At 71.6% G+C, this 14,847-nt stretch carries 10 protein-coding genes; 8 read left to right on the top strand and 2 right to left on the bottom strand.

Annotated features, from left to right (window positions below):
- The first annotated feature begins 77 nt into the window (after positions 1-77).
- The 7 genes from speB (at position 78) to ADL25_RS11775 (ending at position 11,072) form a co-directional block, all read left to right on the top strand.
- On the top strand, positions 78-1,085 hold the full coding sequence (speB, locus tag ADL25_RS11805; RefSeq protein ID WP_059127641.1) for an agmatinase: 1,008 nt from the start codon (positions 78-80) through the stop codon (positions 1,083-1,085).
- Positions 1,082-2,773, top strand: a complete 1,692-nt coding sequence (locus ADL25_RS11800; RefSeq protein ID WP_059127640.1) for a thiamine pyrophosphate-binding protein — start codon at positions 1,082-1,084, stop codon at positions 2,771-2,773. The genes speB and ADL25_RS11800 overlap by 4 nt, the downstream gene beginning before the upstream one ends.
- 192 nt (positions 2,774-2,965) lie before the next feature.
- A complete protein-coding gene (locus tag ADL25_RS11795) occupies positions 2,966-3,886 on the top strand; it encodes a serine hydrolase (RefSeq protein ID WP_059127639.1) in 921 nt (306 codons plus the stop codon).
- A 70-nt stretch (positions 3,887-3,956) separates the two neighbouring features.
- Positions 3,957-5,000, top strand: coding sequence for an esterase-like activity of phytase family protein (locus tag ADL25_RS11790; RefSeq protein WP_059127638.1), 1,044 nt, complete (start codon positions 3,957-3,959; stop codon positions 4,998-5,000).
- 249 nt (positions 5,001-5,249) lie between these two features.
- Positions 5,250-9,017: an ABC transporter ATP-binding protein gene (locus ADL25_RS11785; protein ID WP_059127637.1), complete on the top strand. Its 3,768-nt coding sequence runs from the start codon at positions 5,250-5,252 to the stop codon at positions 9,015-9,017.
- Positions 9,018-9,141: 124 nt separating this feature from the next.
- On the top strand, positions 9,142-9,528 hold the full coding sequence (locus ADL25_RS11780) for a hypothetical protein (protein WP_059127736.1): 387 nt from the start codon (positions 9,142-9,144) through the stop codon (positions 9,526-9,528).
- Between the two features lie 122 nt (positions 9,529-9,650).
- Positions 9,651-11,072, top strand: coding sequence for a S28 family serine protease (locus tag ADL25_RS11775; RefSeq protein ID WP_059127636.1), 1,422 nt, complete (start codon positions 9,651-9,653; stop codon positions 11,070-11,072).
- 114 nt (positions 11,073-11,186) lie between these two features.
- Here the strand turns inward: ADL25_RS11775 and ADL25_RS11770 are convergent, their stop codons facing one another.
- Both ADL25_RS11770 and ADL25_RS11765 read right to left on the bottom strand, forming a co-directional pair.
- Entirely contained in the window at positions 11,187-11,810 is a 624-nt protein-coding gene (locus ADL25_RS11770; RefSeq protein ID WP_059127635.1) for a hypothetical protein, read from the bottom strand.
- A gap of 102 nt (positions 11,811-11,912) precedes the next feature.
- Positions 11,913-13,739, bottom strand: a complete 1,827-nt coding sequence (locus ADL25_RS11765; protein ID WP_059127634.1) for a glycoside hydrolase family 3 protein — start codon at positions 13,737-13,739, stop codon at positions 11,913-11,915.
- 436 nt (positions 13,740-14,175) lie between these two features.
- Here ADL25_RS11765 and ADL25_RS11760 point away from each other — a divergent pair, with 436 nt between their 5' ends.
- Positions 14,176-14,817, top strand: a complete 642-nt coding sequence (locus ADL25_RS11760; protein WP_059127633.1) for a GNAT family N-acetyltransferase — start codon at positions 14,176-14,178, stop codon at positions 14,815-14,817.
- The last annotated feature ends 30 nt before the right edge of the window (positions 14,818-14,847 follow it).

The raw sequence follows: 14,847 nt of genomic DNA, 5'->3' as shown, positions 1-14,847 counted from the left end.
GTACGGCTGCCGGGCCGGGCGGGCCCCCGGGGTCCGCGACACTGGAGGAAACACGCACGACCTGGAGGGGTCCGACGATGAGCAGCACCGAGAACACCGCAGCAGGCGACAGCCGGCCGCGCGGACCCGTCGACTCGTCCCGCATTCCGCGGTACGCGGGACCCGCGACCTTCGCCCGGCTGCCCCGCCTCGACGAGGTCGGCACCGCCGACGTCGCGGTGGTCGGCGTGCCCTTCGACTCGGGCGTCTCCTACCGGCCCGGCGCCCGCTTCGGCGGCAACGCGATCCGTGAGGCGTCCCGTCTGCTGCGCCCGTACAACCCGGCGCAGGACGCCTCCCCCTTCGCACTCGCGCAGGTGGCGGACGGCGGCGACATCGCCGTGAACCCGTTCAACATCAACGAGGCGGTGGAGACCGTCGAGGCCGCCGCCGACGAACTGCTCGGCACCGGCGCCCGCCTGATGACGCTCGGCGGAGACCACACCATCGCCCTGCCCCTGCTGCGCTCGGTGGCGAAGAAGCACGGCCCGGTGGCCCTGCTGCACTTCGACGCCCACCTGGACACCTGGGACACCTACTTCGGCGCCGAGTACACGCACGGCACCCCGTTCCGCCGCGCCGTCGAGGAGGGCATCCTCGACACCTCCGCGCTCTCCCACGTCGGCACCCGCGGTCCGCTCTACGGCAAGCAGGACCTCACCGACGACGAGAAGATGGGCTTCGGCATCGTCACGTCCGCCGACATCTACCGCCGCGGTGCGGACGAGGTCGCCGACCAGCTCCGGCAGCGCATCGGCGACCGCCCGCTGTACATCTCGATCGACATCGACTGCCTCGACCCGGCGCACGCTCCCGGCACCGGCACTCCCGAGGCCGGCGGCATGACCTCGCGCGAGCTCCTGGAGATCCTGCGCGGCCTCGCCTCCTGCAACCTGGTCTCGGCCGACGTGGTCGAGGTGGCACCGGCCTACGACCACGCGGAGATCACGTCGGTGGCCGCGTCCCACACCGCGTACGAGCTGACGACCCTCATGACCCGCCGGATCGCGGCGGACCGTGCCGGTGAGGGGACCGGGACCAAGTGACCCACGACCACGACCACGACCTCGTCCTTCGTCCGACGGCCGCGCAGACCGAGGCCGCGCTCGCCCCTCCCCCCGGCCGCAACGGCGGCGACCTCGTCGTGGAGACGCTGGCGGGGCTGGGCGCCACGACGGTCTTCGGCCTGCCGGGCCAGCACGCCCTCGGCATGTTCGAGGCGCTCCGGCGGTCCGCCCTGCAGTACGTCGGGCTGCGGGTGGAGAACAACGCGGGCTTCGCCGCGGACGCCTACGGCAGGATCACGGGGGAGGCGGCCCCGCTCATCGTGTCCACCGGCCCGGGAGCGCTGACCTCGCTCGCGGCACTCCAGGAGGCGGCGGCCGCCTCGGCCCCGGTCCTGGCGATCAGCAGCCAGATCCCGACGGCCGGTCTGGGCGGCGGGCGCCGCGGCTATCTGCATGAACTGCCCGACCAGGCCGCCTCCTTCCGGGGCGTGGTCAAGTCCGTGCACACGGTCCGCACCCCCTCGCAGATCCCGTCGGCGATCGCGGCGGCGTGGAAGTCCGCGCTGACGGCCCCGCACGGCCCGGTGTGGGTGGAGATCCCGCAGGACGTGCTCCTCGCGGAGACGAGCCTGCCGGTCGTGACGGCGGTGGACGCGACCCCTGACGAACTGGTGCCGCGCCCGGAGCTCACCGCGGTCGCCGCCGACCTGCTCTCCCGTGCCGAACGCCCGGCGATCATCGCGGGCGGGGGAGTGGTCAGGGCCGACGCCTCCGGCAAGCTCCTGCAACTCGCCGAGAAGCTGAACGCCCCGGTCGTCACCACCTTCGGCGGCAAGGGGGCGTTCCCCTGGGAGCACCCCCTGTCCCTGCGTTCCTGGCTCGAGGACCGCCACACCACGGACTTCCTCGAGGACGCGGACGTGCTGCTGGTGGTCGGCTCGGGCCTTGGCGAACTGTCGTCGAACTACCACACGTTCAGGCCGCGCGGCCGGGTGATCCAGATCGAGGCCGACCTCGGCAAACTGGAGTCCAACCACCCCGCCCTCGGCATCCACGCGGACGCACGCCTGGCGTTGCAGGCGCTGCTGGAGACGGCGGCCGACCGGCAGGACGAGACGGCACCCGAGCGCGTGCGCACGCTGCTGGCGAGGGTCGCCGACCGTATCGCCGCCCAGGAACTCACGCTGGAGCAGGACGTGCTGGCGTCGGTGCGCCGGGCTCTGCCGTCCGGCTCGCCGTCCTTCTGGGACATGACGATCCTGGCCTACTGGGCGTGGTCGGCCTTCGACCCGCGGGGGACGAACGCCATGCACTCGGCGCAGGGCGCGGGCGGCCTCGGCTACGGCTTCCCGGCCGCGCTCGGCGCCGCCGTGGCGGACCCGACGCGGCCGGTGCTCGCGGTCTCGGGCGACGGGGGCGCGCTGTACTCGATCGCCGAACTGGCGACGGCACGGCAGTACGACCTCAACGTCACCTGGCTGATCGTCGACGACGGCGGCTACGGCATCCTGCGCGAGTACATGAACGACGCCTTCGGCCGGACCACGGCGACCGAGCTGACGCGCCCGGACTATGTGGCCCTCGCGGAGTCGTTCGGCGTCCCGGGGGTGCGGACGTCGCCCGGGACGCTGGAGACCGACCTGGCGAAGGCCCTTGCGGCGCCGGGCCCGTCGGTCGTCGTGCTCCCGGCGGTGCTGCGCATGTTCGCGCCGACGCATCTGGACTGACCGCCGGACCGCTGCACCGGCCGCGCGCCCGGTCCCGCCGCCAGGGGCCGGACGCGCCGCTTCCCGTCAGGCGCGGGTGTGAATTCCCCGCGGCGGGGGTGATGCCCGTACAACCTTTCACCCGTGCCCGTGCGTCATGAAGTCGGACGTGCCCGGGTACGTCCGACTCCACACAAGGGGATGGGGACTTCCATGACACACCGGATGTCCCGGCGTGCCCGTGTGCTCTGCGCGAGCCTCGGTGCCGGGATGCTCATACCGCTCGTGGCCGCCACCGCGCCCGCCGCTGCCGCCACGCCGGCGGTCAGCTGCACCTCGGGCAAGGCGGGCCTGGCGGCCAAGCTGAAGAAGGACATCACCGCGGCGCTCTCCGGCCGCAAGGGGACCGTGGCGGTCGGCCTCTACGACCGCTCCACCAACACCACCTGCTCGCTGCGCAGCACCAATGCCTACGACTCGGCCAGCGTCGTCAAGGTGACCGTGCTCGCCACGCTGCTGTGGGACGCCAAGAAGCACAACCGCTATCTGACCAGCCGTGAGGTCAGCCTCACCACGGCGATGATCACCAAGTCGGACAACGACGCGACCAGCGCGCTGTGGAAGCAACTGGGCCTGACCAAGATCAAGGGCTTCCTCTCCGCGGCCGGGATGACCCGGACCAAGCCGGGCGCGAACGGCTACTGGGGCCTGACGCAGATCAACGTGCAGGACGAGCAGAAGCTGCTCAAGCTCATCACCGCCAAGAACTCGGTGCTGAGCGACAACTCCCGTGCGTACACCCTGAAGCTGATGGGGAAGGTCGTGTCCTCGCAGCGCTGGGGCACCCCCGCGGGCGCGCCCTCGGGCGTCTCCGTGCACGTCAAGAACGGCTGGCTGCAGCGCGCCACGCACGGCTGGCGCATCCACAGCGTGGGCACGTTCAACGGACGCGGCCACGACTACATGATCACCGTGCTCACCCAGGACAACAGCACCATGAGCTACGGCGTCACCACCATCCAGAACGTGGCCAAGGCCATCCACAAGGATCTGGTACCGACGACCGTCGGCACGAAGGCGTTCGTGCCGACGAGCAGGCCGCAGGAGGCAGTACCGGCGGTCCCCGAGAGCTGACACGGTCCAACTCCCCGTGGTTCACGGGGAGTCCACCCCCGGGCACTCGACTCGCCCTACGGTGGCGGGCATGCGTCTGAGAATCCTGCTCGCCACCGTCACCGCCACTGTGGCGGCGGCCGCCTCGCCGGCCGCCGCAGGGCCCTCGCCCCTCGGGGGCACCACGGCCACCCACGCATGCTCCTCCCACGTCGCCGTCGAGAGCTTCTCCGACGCCCTCGACAAGCAGACGTACGAGGGCACGTTCGTCGGCAACTTCTCCGCGCTCGCCGTCGACCGCGACGGGCGGATCGCCGCGCTCTCCGACCGCTCGTCGCTGTTCACCCTCCGCCGCGGGAGCCTGAAGCCCACGGGTGTCGTGGGTCTCACCGACGACAAGGGCGCAGCGCTCGACTCCGAGGGCCTGGTCGTCGACCGCGACGGCACCCGGCTCGTCAGCTCGGAGACCGAGCCGTCGGTGCGCCGCTACTCGCGCGACGGAAAGATCCTCGACAGCCTTCCCGTGCCGTCCGCCCTCGAGGTCGCCCCGGCCGGGCGCGCCACCTCGAACCTGACCTTCGAGGGCCTGGCCCTGCTGCCCGGCGGGCACAGGCTGCTGGCGGGCATGGAGGGCTCGCTCAGCGGCGACACCTCCGGCATCGTCCGCTTCCAGACCTGGACGCGGCAGGGGCGGCACTTCTCGCTCGCGGCCCAGTACGGCTACCGCACCGACACCGGCCTCGGCGTCTCCGAGACCACCGCGACCCCGGACGGCCGGCTGCTGGTCCTGGAGCGCGGGTTCACCGCCGGGTACGGCAACACGGTCCGTCTTTACCTGGCCGACCTGCGCCACGCCACCGACACCCGGCGCATCAACACGCTGACCGGTCAGGACGGCGTGCGCCTCGCCCGCAAGACCCTCCTCGCCGACCTGGTGGACTGCCCCTCGCTCGGCGCGCAGGCAAAGCAGCCCCAGCCCAACCCGCTCCTCGACAACATCGAGGGCATGACGATCACGGGCGCCTCGCACGGCCGGCTGAACGTGCTCCTGGCCAGCGACGACAACCAGAACACGGCACAGATCACCCGTCTGTACTCCCTGCGGGTCCGCCTGCCGCACCCGGCCGCCCACTGACCCGTGCCGGATCGCCGTAAGGACCGGGTGCCGTCCCGCGCCCGGTCCACCGGGCTGCACGCCGTGCCCGGAGTCCTGCGACGGTCCGCTCCCAGCCGCCCGGCCGAGGCCGTGGTGCCCGCCCGCGGACGTCGACGACACCCGATCGGCCGAAGCCCGGGATTGTTGCGGCGGGATGAAATCCGTGCCGGTCCGCGTTGGTGCATTGCGGAAGATCAGGACCATCTCAGACGGCAGGAAGGGCACGGCGTGGCAGTGCACGAGGGGGAGAAACGCGGCTGGGCCCGGCGGCTCGCGGGATACGCGTGGCGTCACCCGAAGGACGTGGTCCTGGCGCTCGGGTCCTCCCTCGGCGGTATGGCCGTCATGGCGGTCGTCCCGCTGATCACCAAGGTGATCATCGACGATGTGGTCAGCGCCCACAACCGTTCGATGGCGCCCTGGGCCGGGGCCCTCGTCGGCGCTGCCGTCCTCGTCTATCTCCTCACCTACGTCCGCCGCTACTACGGCGGACGGCTCGCCCTCGACGTCCAGCACGATCTGCGGACCGAGATGTACGGCACGATCACCCGGCTGGACGGACGGCGACAGGACGACCTGTCCACCGGGCAGGTCGTCGGCCGCGCCACCAGCGACCTTCAGCTGATCCAGGGACTGCTCTTCATGCTCCCGATGACCATCGGGAACGTCCTGCTCTTCGTGATCTCCCTGGGGATCATGGCGTGGCTGTCGGCACCGCTGACCCTTGTCGCGCTGGCCGTCGCGCCGGCCCTGTGGTTCATCGCCAAGCGCAGCCGCGTCCGGCTGCATCCGGCCACCTGGTACGCACAGGCCCAGGCCGCCGCCGTGGCGGGCGTGGTCGACGGCGCCGTCAGCGGCGTACGCGTGGTGAAGGGCTTCGGGCAGGAGGAGCAGGAGACCGGAAAGCTGCGGCAGGTGGGGCGCCGGCTCTTCGCGGGCCGGATGCGCACCATCCGGCTCAACGCCGTGTACACCCCGGCGCTCCAGGCGGTGCCGGCCCTCGGTCAGGTCGCCATGCTCGCCCTCGGCGGCTGGCTCGCCGTACGCGGGCACATCACCCTCGGCACGTTCGTCGCCTTCTCGTCCTACCTCGCCCAGCTCGTCGGCCCGGTGCGCATGCTGGCCGTCGTCCTGACCGTGGGCCAGCAGGCCCGCGCCGGTGCCGAGCGCGTCCTGGAGCTGATCGACACCGAGCCGTCGCTGGAGGACGGCACCAAGGAGCTGCCCGCCGACGCCCCGGCCACCGTCGAGTTCGACGACGTCTCCTTCGCGTACCAGGACGGGCGGCCGGTCCTCGACGGGCTCTCGTTCGAGATCCGTCCCGGCGAGACGCTCGCCGTCGTCGGCTCCTCGGGCTCCGGCAAGTCCACGGTCTCCCTGCTCCTCCCGCGTTTCTACGACGTGACGCACGGAGCCGTCCTCGTCGGCGGCCACGACGTGCGCGAGCTGACGCTCGGGTCGCTGCGTGCCGCGATCGGCCTGGTGCCCGAGGACTCGTTCCTGTTCTCGGACACCGTCCGCAACAACATCGCCTACGGCCGTCCCGACGCGACCGACGAGCAGATCGAGCAGGCCGCTCGCGCCGCTCAGGCCGAGCGCTTCATCTCCGAGCTGCCCCAGGGGTACGCGACCAAGGTGGGCGAGCACGGACTCACCCTCTCGGGCGGTCAGCGGCAGCGCATCGCCCTCGCCCGCGCGATCCTCACCGACCCGCGTCTGCTGGTCCTCGACGATGCGACCTCCGCGGTGGACGCCCGTGTCGAGCACGAGATCCATGAGGCCCTGGGGCAGGTCATGGAGGGCCGGACGACACTGCTGATCGCGCACCGCCGCTCCACACTCAACCTCGCCGACCGCATCGCCGTCCTCGACGGCGGCCGTCTCGCCGACGTCGGCACGCACGAGGAGCTCCAGGAGCGGTCGGCCCTGTACCGGAGGCTGCTGACCGACCCGGACGAACTCGGCGGTGTCTCCCCGGGCCACGCCCTGCCCGCGGCCCCGCAGGAGGACACGACTCTGGGGGTCCCCCCGCTCGAGCCCATCCGTGAGTGGGGCAGGGAGGAGCTGGACCCCGAGTTCGACACCGAGCGCGGTGTCACCCCCCGCCTGTGGAGCGGCGACCGTGAACCGAGGGACCTGGCGCTGGCCGCCTCCCCGGCGACCCCCGAACTCCTCGCCCAGGTCGAGAAGCTGCCCCCGGCCACCGACACTCCCGGCATCGACGAGAAGCGCGCGGTCCGGTCGGAGGACTCCTACGGCCTCACCCGGCTGCTCCGCGGTTTCGGCCTCCCCCTCCTGGTCAGCCTCGCCCTCGTCGCGGTCGACGCGGGCACGGGCCTGCTGCTGCCGATCCTGATTCGGCACGGCATCGACCAGGGCGTCTCCCGGACGGCGCTCGGCGCCGTCTGGACCGCGTCCCTGCTCGCGCTGCTCGCCGTCCTCGTCCAGTGGGCGGCGCAGTCCGGCGAGACCCGGATGACCGGGCGGACCGGCGAACGTGTCCTGTACTCGCTCCGGCTGAAGATCTTCGCGCAGCTCCAGCGGCTCGGACTCGACTACTACGAGCGGGAGCTGACCGGCCGGATCATGACCCGGATGACGACCGACGTGGACGCACTGTCGACGTTCCTGCAGACGGGCATGGTCACCGCCTGCGTCTCCGTGGTCACCTTCTTCGGCATCATGGGCGCGCTGCTCGTGATCGACGTGCAGCTCGCGCTTGTCGTCTTCGCCACGCTGCCCCCGCTGATCGTGGCCACCTTCTTCTTCCGCCGGGCGAGCGTGAAGGCGTACGAACTCGCCCGTGAGCGTGTGTCGGCGGTCAACGCCGACCTCCAGGAGTCGGTGTCAGGTCTGCGGATCCTTCAGGCCTTCCGGCGCGAGCGGGACGGCAGGCGGCACTACACGGAGGGCAGCGAGAGCTACCGCAGCGCGCGTATCCGCGGTCAGTGGCTGATCTCCGTGTACTTCCCCTTCGTGCAGCTGCTGTCCTCGGTGGCCGCGGCGGCCGTGCTGATGGTGGGCGCGCACCGGGTGGACGGCGGGACCCTGACGACGGGCGCCCTGGTCGCCTACCTCCTCTACATCGACCTGTTCTTCGCGCCGGTGCAGCAGCTCTCCCAGGTCTTCGACGGCTACCAGCAGGCCACGGTCTCCCTCGGCCGCATCCAGGAGCTGCTCCGCGAGCCGACCACGACGAAGGAGGCCGCCGAGCCCGTCGAGGTGCGGTCGCTGCGCGGCGACATCGCCTTCGACGGCGTCGATTTCGCCTACGGCGACGACGAGGAGGCGCTCAGCGGGATCGACCTGACCATCCCCGCGGGGCAGACCGTCGCCTTCGTCGGCGAGACGGGGGCCGGCAAGTCGACCCTGGTGAAGCTCGTCGCCCGGTTCTACGACCCCACGCGCGGCCGGGTGCTGGTCGACGGCACCGATGTGCGCTCGCTGGAGCTGTCCTCGTACCGGCACCGGCTCGGTGTCGTCCCGCAGGAGGCGTACCTCTTCGAAGGGACCGTGCGCGACGCCGTCGCCTACGGCAGGCCGGACGCCACCGACGCCGAGGTGGAGGCCGCGGCGCGGGCGGTCGGCGCGCACGAGATGATCGCCACGCTGGAGGGCGGCTATCTGCACGAGGTCGCCGAGCGCGGCCGCAACCTCTCGGCCGGGCAGCGGCAGTTGATCGCCCTGGCCCGCGCGGAGCTGGTCGATCCGGACGTCCTGCTGCTCGACGAGGCGACCGCCGCTCTCGATCTGGCCACGGAGGCGCAGGTCAACCGCGCGACGGATCGTCTCGTCGGCCGCCGTACGACGCTCGTGGTCGCTCACCGGCTGACCACGGCCGCCCGCGCGGACCGGGTGGTGGTGATGGACCACGGCCGGGTCGCCGAGGACGGCACCCATGACGAACTGCTGGCGCTCGACGGGCGGTACGCGCAGTTGTGGCGCACCTTCGTCGGCGAGCCGGAGCCGGAGGAGCCGGTCGGCTCCACGGCGTGAGCACGGGACGGCGGCCGTCCGCGGCCGCCGCCCGCACCGTCCATGGCCCCCCGCCGGACGCAACCATCCGGACTACGTCATGCGTCCGTACATCAGTACGCTGATCGTCACGGGGAGGACAACGGTGGACAGTGGTGCGATACGCCGACGCCTGGCGATCGGTCTGGCCGTGCTGACGGCGTCCGGCCTGCTCGCGATGGTGAGCCCGGGCAGCGCCGTGGCGGCCGACTCCTGTTCCGGGCGAAAGGTCCGTACGCTCCCGTTCTCCACCGGCTCCGTGCGGGTCTACCGCCATGACGGCTATGTGTGCGCCGTGACCGTGGCGAAGAAGGTGTCCGGCCGCAAGCCGATGTCGGTCAGCGTGCAGGCACGTGGCCTGCGCCCCGCGGTCGACACCGGCCGCTACACCCATCACGCCGGTCCCGTGACCGTGTACTCCGGTCACCGGTGCGTATGGCTCCGCGGCTCGGTGGGGACCGGTTCGGTGAGCTCGGGCTGGATCCTGTGCTGACGGACCGCCGGGTGCGGCGGTGGTCTTCTCGGCCAACTCACAGGTTTTCCCAACCTCCCCTGGTGTGAGACCAGTTGCTCCGCTAGGTTCCGGCGGACATCCGCGTTCACAGGGGAGGGTGCATGCGCAAGGCGCTCAGATGGCTGCTGGCGCTCGTGGTACTCGTCGGCACGCTGAGTACGGCCGGAGCGGCCACCGCCGCCACGGCCGATACGGACATCAAGGACCGGCTGCTCGCCATACCGGGAATGAGCCTGATCGAGGAGAAGCCGTACACCGGGTACCGCTTCTTCGTCCTCAACTACACCCAGCCGGTGGACCACCGGCACCCGTCCAAGGGCACGTTCCAGCAGCGGATCACCGTGCTGCACAAGGACGTCTCCCGGCCGACCGTCTTCTATACCGGCGGGTACAACGTCTCCACGACCCCGAGCCGCCGCGAGCCGACCCAGATCGTGGACGGCAACCAGGTCTCCATGGAGTACCGCTTCTTCACCCCCTCCCGCCCGCAGCCCGCCGACTGGTCGAAGCTCGACATCTGGCAGGCGGCGAGCGACCAGCACCGTATCTACGAGGCGCTCAAGCCGATCTACGGCCGCCACTGGCTCGCGACGGGTGGCTCCAAGGGCGGTATGACAGCGACGTACTACGAGCGTTTCTACCCGCGTGACATGGACGGCATCGTGGCGTACGTCGCCCCGAACGATGTCGTGAACAACGAGGACTCCGCCTACGACCGCTTCTTCACGAAGGTCGGCACCAAGGAGTGCCGGGACCGGCTGGAGGCGGTGCAGCGCGAGGCGCTGGTGCGCCGTGAGCCGCTGGAGAAGAAGTACAAGCAGTACGCGGCGGACAACGGGTACACGTTCACCACGGTCGGCAGCCTGGACCGGGCCTACGAGGCGGTCGTCCTCGACTACGTCTGGGGCTTTTGGCAGTACAGCCTGCTGTCGGACTGCGACACGATCCCGGCGGACGCGAAGCACGCGACGGACGACGAGATCTGGAACTCCGTCGACACGATCTCCGGCTTCTCCTTCTACACCGACCAGGGCCTGGAGCCCTACACGCCGTACTACTACCAGGCGGGCACGCAGCTCGGAGCGCCGACGATCCACTTCCCGTACATCGAGAAGAAGTACGTGCGCTACGGCTACCAGCCGCCCCGGAACTTCGTGCCCCGCTCCATCCCGATGACGTTCCGGCCGGGGGCGATGCACGACGTGGACAGCTGGGTCACGCACCACGCGCAGCACATGCTCTTCGTCTACGGCCAGAACGACCCGTGGGGCGCGGAACGCTTCCGGGTCGGCGCGGGCGCCCGTGACTCCTACGTCTTCACGGACCCGGGCATGAACCACGGTGCGAACGTGGCGGGCCTGGTCGCCGACCAGAAGGCGCTGGCCACGGCCCGCATCCTGGACTGGGCGGGCGTCGCGTCGACGACGGTCCAGGAGAACCCGTCGTCGGCCAAGCCGCTGGCGCGGTACGACGCGCGGCTGGACCGCCGCGACGTGGAGCGCGAGCCGGCACTCAGGCCGTGACCTGTCGCCGTCGCGGCGGGGACAAGGGGCCGGGCCGCCCCGCGTCCCGCGCCGCGACGGCGGGCATGTGCGGCGGCGGGGACCGCCGGGGTCCCCCAGCGGGCCCCCCCCCTCTCACATCAGCCGCGCGCACCCCACCGGCCTGCCGCCGCCCAGTTGGACGTAGAGAGCCGTCGACCCGGGGCACTGCGCGCGGCGTGCCACCGCCGATGTCACCTTGTACTCGGGGGCGTGGCTCCCCTTGCCGTCGCAGGCCGTCTCACGGACCTGTCCCTTGCCCGCGCCGTACACGCAGTCGCCCACGATCGTGCGCGGTCCGCCACCGCCCCCGGGGTCGCCCGGGTGGGGCGGCTCCAGGTTCCGCATGCAGGCGTAGCCCTGCTGCACCGCCCCGTCCCCGTCCTCGTCCGAGGCGGGCCGGGATTCGCTGATGTGCAGCACGAAGTCCGCGGTGGCCGGGCAGGCCGGACCGCGCGACGGATCGCCGTCGTAGCGTGCGATCACCCGTGCCGCCGCGCGTTCGCTGGTGCACGGGACTTCCGTGAAACTGGTCGTCCCGAAGGAACTGCACTCGTCCACCGCGAGGAACTCGGCGCCGTAGCCGATCGGTCGGGTGGCCGTGGCGCCCCCGCTCGGCCGGCCCTTCGCCGGGTCCGACGCCGTCTGGCAGCCGGTGATCCCGGCCGCCGCCAGCGCAGCCGTCAACAGCGCACCCAGCAGCGCCCGTGTCCCTCGCATCGCGACCCCCCGGTCCAGCGTGACCCGCGGCCACGGCTCACGCCAGACATGTGGGGGGCTTTGCGACAGTTGGGGAGGAGCTGACCGGTGTGGGGCGTACGCCTAGTACGACAGCCCGAACCCGACGGGGTACAGCACCTGCGCCGGGTCGTCCGCCCGCTGCACCGGCACCGGCAGCTTTCCGTGCGGACGCACACGACCGGCGATCACCCGGGCGGCCGCACGCAGTTCGACGTCCGTCCAGGAGTACGACGCCAGGAACGCGTCCACGGCGGGCAATTGGGCCACGTCGTACGGATTGCGCAGGGCGATCGCGACGACCGGCTTCCCGGTGGCGACCAGCTGGTTCACCAGCGTCCGCTGGGAGCTCGCCGCGGTCACGTTGTACGTGCCCACGACGACCGCGTCCGCGTTCCCCGCAGCGGCCACGGCCTTCTCGATCGTCGCCGGTGAGGGCGCGGTGCCGGTGGACAGCGCGGTCGCCGTGAACCCGAGGCCGGTGAGGGCGTCGGCCAGGACGGTGGTGGGCGGCCCGTCAGTGCCGGACGGCGAGGCCGGATCGGCGCCGACCACCAGCACCCGCGGGTGGGTGCGGCGGGAGAGCGGCAGCAGGCGCCCGTCGTTGACCAGCAGCGTGGTGGTGCGGTCCGCGATACGGTCCGCCGCACGCAGGTGCGCCGGGACGCCGACGGTCCGGTCGACGCCGGCGTCGGAGACGAACGGTCGCTCGAGCAGCCCCAGTCCGGCCTTCAGCCGCAGGATGCGCAGGAGCGACTCGTCGAGCCGGGCCTCGGTCAGCTCACCGCTCCGTACGGCCTGGAGCACCGCGTTCCACGCCACGTCCAGGGACGGCGGGTTGAGCAGCTGATCGACGCCGGCCTTCAGGGCGAGCACGGGTACGCGGTCGTCGCCGTACTTCTGGCGTACGCCCTCCATCCCCAGCGAGTCGGTGACCACGACCCCGTCGTAGCCCAGCTCCTCGCGCAGGATTCCGGTGAGGATCGGATGCGAGAGCGTCGCCGGGTCACCGGAGTCGTCGAGCGCGGGGACCATGATGTGCGCCGTCATGATCGCGCCGATCCCGGCGCGGATCGCCGCCCGGAAGGGCACCGCGTCGAGTTGCTCCCACAGCTCGCGGCTGTGGGTGATGACCGGGAAGCCGAAGTGGCTGTCGACGGCGGTGTCGCCGTGGCCCGGGAAGTGCTTGGCGGTCGCGGCGACCCCCGAGGACTGATAGCCCTTCACCTCGGCCGCGACCAGGCCCGCCACCGCGTCCGGGTCGGCGCCGAAGGACCGAACGCCGATGACCGGGTTGGCCGGATTGACGTTCACGTCGGCGTCGGGCGAGTAGTCCTGGCGGATGCCGAGGGCGTGCAACTCCGCGCCGGAGATGCGGCCGAGGGTGCGGGCGTCGGCGTGGGAGCCGCCCGCTCCGACCGCCATCGCGCCCGGGAACAGCGTGGCGGGCTTGCCCACGCGCGCCACGATGCCGTGCTCCTGGTCCGTGGCGATGAGGACGGGCAGCCCGCGGGGCTGGTCCAGCGACGCCTTCTGGATCCCGTTCGACAGGTCCGCGATCTGGTGCGGATCACGGGTGTTGTGCGCCCAGGTGAAGTAGATGATGCCGCCGACGCGGTACTTGGCGATCAGCTCGGCGGCCGTCCGTACGCCGATCTCCTGGAGGTTGGCGTCGATGTCGGCCTGGTCCGGGTCGGTGGCCGAGTGGCCGTAGACCCGCATCACGAAGAGTTGGCCGACCTTCTCTTCGAGCGTCATACGGGAGATGAGGTCCCGGAGCCGGCCATCGGCGGGCACAGCGGCATGACTTGTGCCCGGGGTGAGTGCGAGGGCCGCGGTCAGGCCCGCGGTGGCGGCGAGGACCGTCCGTCTGGAGGGGGTGGGGGTGCTTCCTGTACCGGCGCCGTGCACGTGCGCTCCTTCCGGAGGAGATCGCTGAAGGAAACTTCCAAGGAGTCACCAATATCCGGGAAGTTTCTGCCAGTCAAGGGAATGCGCAGTAACGGCGAGGGGCCGTCATCGGCGCTGTTGGAGGGGGGCGCGCCGATGACGGCATGCTGCCGGCCGCGTGCGGCGGAGAGGGTGGTCAGCGATCGCAGCCAGCAGCGAGGGCCGACACCGCAGGCGGAGACTCATCCGGCAGCTCGCGGATGGGACGGGCGCGAGGGTGGCGGGGTTCCCGGTTCCGGCCATGTCGCGGGAAGTTGATACCGCTGATCCCAGGACGGCGACCTGGGGTGTCTGTGGCTGCCCGAGGGGCACGGCCGAAGCCCTCCGGCACCGGGCGGAGTCCGGTCGGACGCGCAATCCGTTCGACGCGCGCGGGAGGGTGCGCCACACTCCGGCCGTGACGTTCATCTTGACGGGGCCGGTCCTGGAGGGCTCGCTCGTACGGCTGGAACCACTCGGGCAGCGGCATGCGGCCGACCTGGCGGTGGCGGCGGAGGAGGACCGGGGGTCGTACGCCTACACGTGGGTCCCGAGGGCCGAGGAGGTGGGCGACTACATCGCCGCGCAACTCGATCGTGCGGCGACCGGCAGGCTCGCGCCGTACGCCCAGATCTCCCTCGCCACCGGACGGGCGGTCGGCGCCACGTCGTACTGGGAACCGCGCTGCTGGCTGTCGGACGGCCGACTGGACGCCGTCGAGGTCGGTTTCACCTGGCTGGCCCGGTCCGCCCAGGGCACGGGTGTCAATGCCGAGGCCAAACTGCTGCTGCTCCGCCATGCGTTCGAGGAGTGGGACGTCTCCCGCGTCGATCTGAAGACCGACGCCCGCAACAGTCGCTCCCGCGCGGCCATCGAGAGTGTCGGCGCCCGCTTCGAGGGCGTTCTGCGCAACTGGTCCCGCTCCTGGGCGCCGGGAGAGGAGGGCCTGCTCCGCGACTCGGCGATCTACTCGATCACGGCGCAGGAGTGGCCCGAGCGCCGCTCACTCCTGCAGGCACGAGTGCACAAGGCGGCTCGGGCGGCGGAGACGGCCGGGTAGTCCTCGGCGCGGTTGCGCGCGGCCGCCGTC

The organism is Streptomyces sp. NRRL F-5122, from assembly GCF_001507435.1.
Lineage (GTDB): Bacteria > Actinomycetota > Actinomycetes > Streptomycetales > Streptomycetaceae > Streptomyces > Streptomyces lannensis.
This window is presented reverse-complemented; position numbering and strand designations above follow the sequence as displayed.

What these genes read in the sequence shown, in the direction of transcription:
- ADL25_RS11770 (WP_059127635.1), bottom strand. Translation starts at nt 11,810, where the DNA reads ATGCGAGGGACACGGGCGCTGCTGGGTGCGCTGTTGACGGCTGCGCTG.
- ADL25_RS11775 (WP_059127636.1), top strand. Translation starts at nt 9,651, where the DNA reads ATGCGCAAGGCGCTCAGATGGCTGCTGGCGCTCGTGGTACTCGTCGGC.
- ADL25_RS11795 (WP_059127639.1), top strand. Translation starts at nt 2,966, where the DNA reads ATGACACACCGGATGTCCCGGCGTGCCCGTGTGCTCTGCGCGAGCCTC.
- speB (WP_059127641.1), top strand. Translation starts at nt 78, where the DNA reads ATGAGCAGCACCGAGAACACCGCAGCAGGCGACAGCCGGCCGCGCGGA.
- ADL25_RS11790 (WP_059127638.1), top strand. Translation starts at nt 3,957, where the DNA reads ATGCGTCTGAGAATCCTGCTCGCCACCGTCACCGCCACTGTGGCGGCG.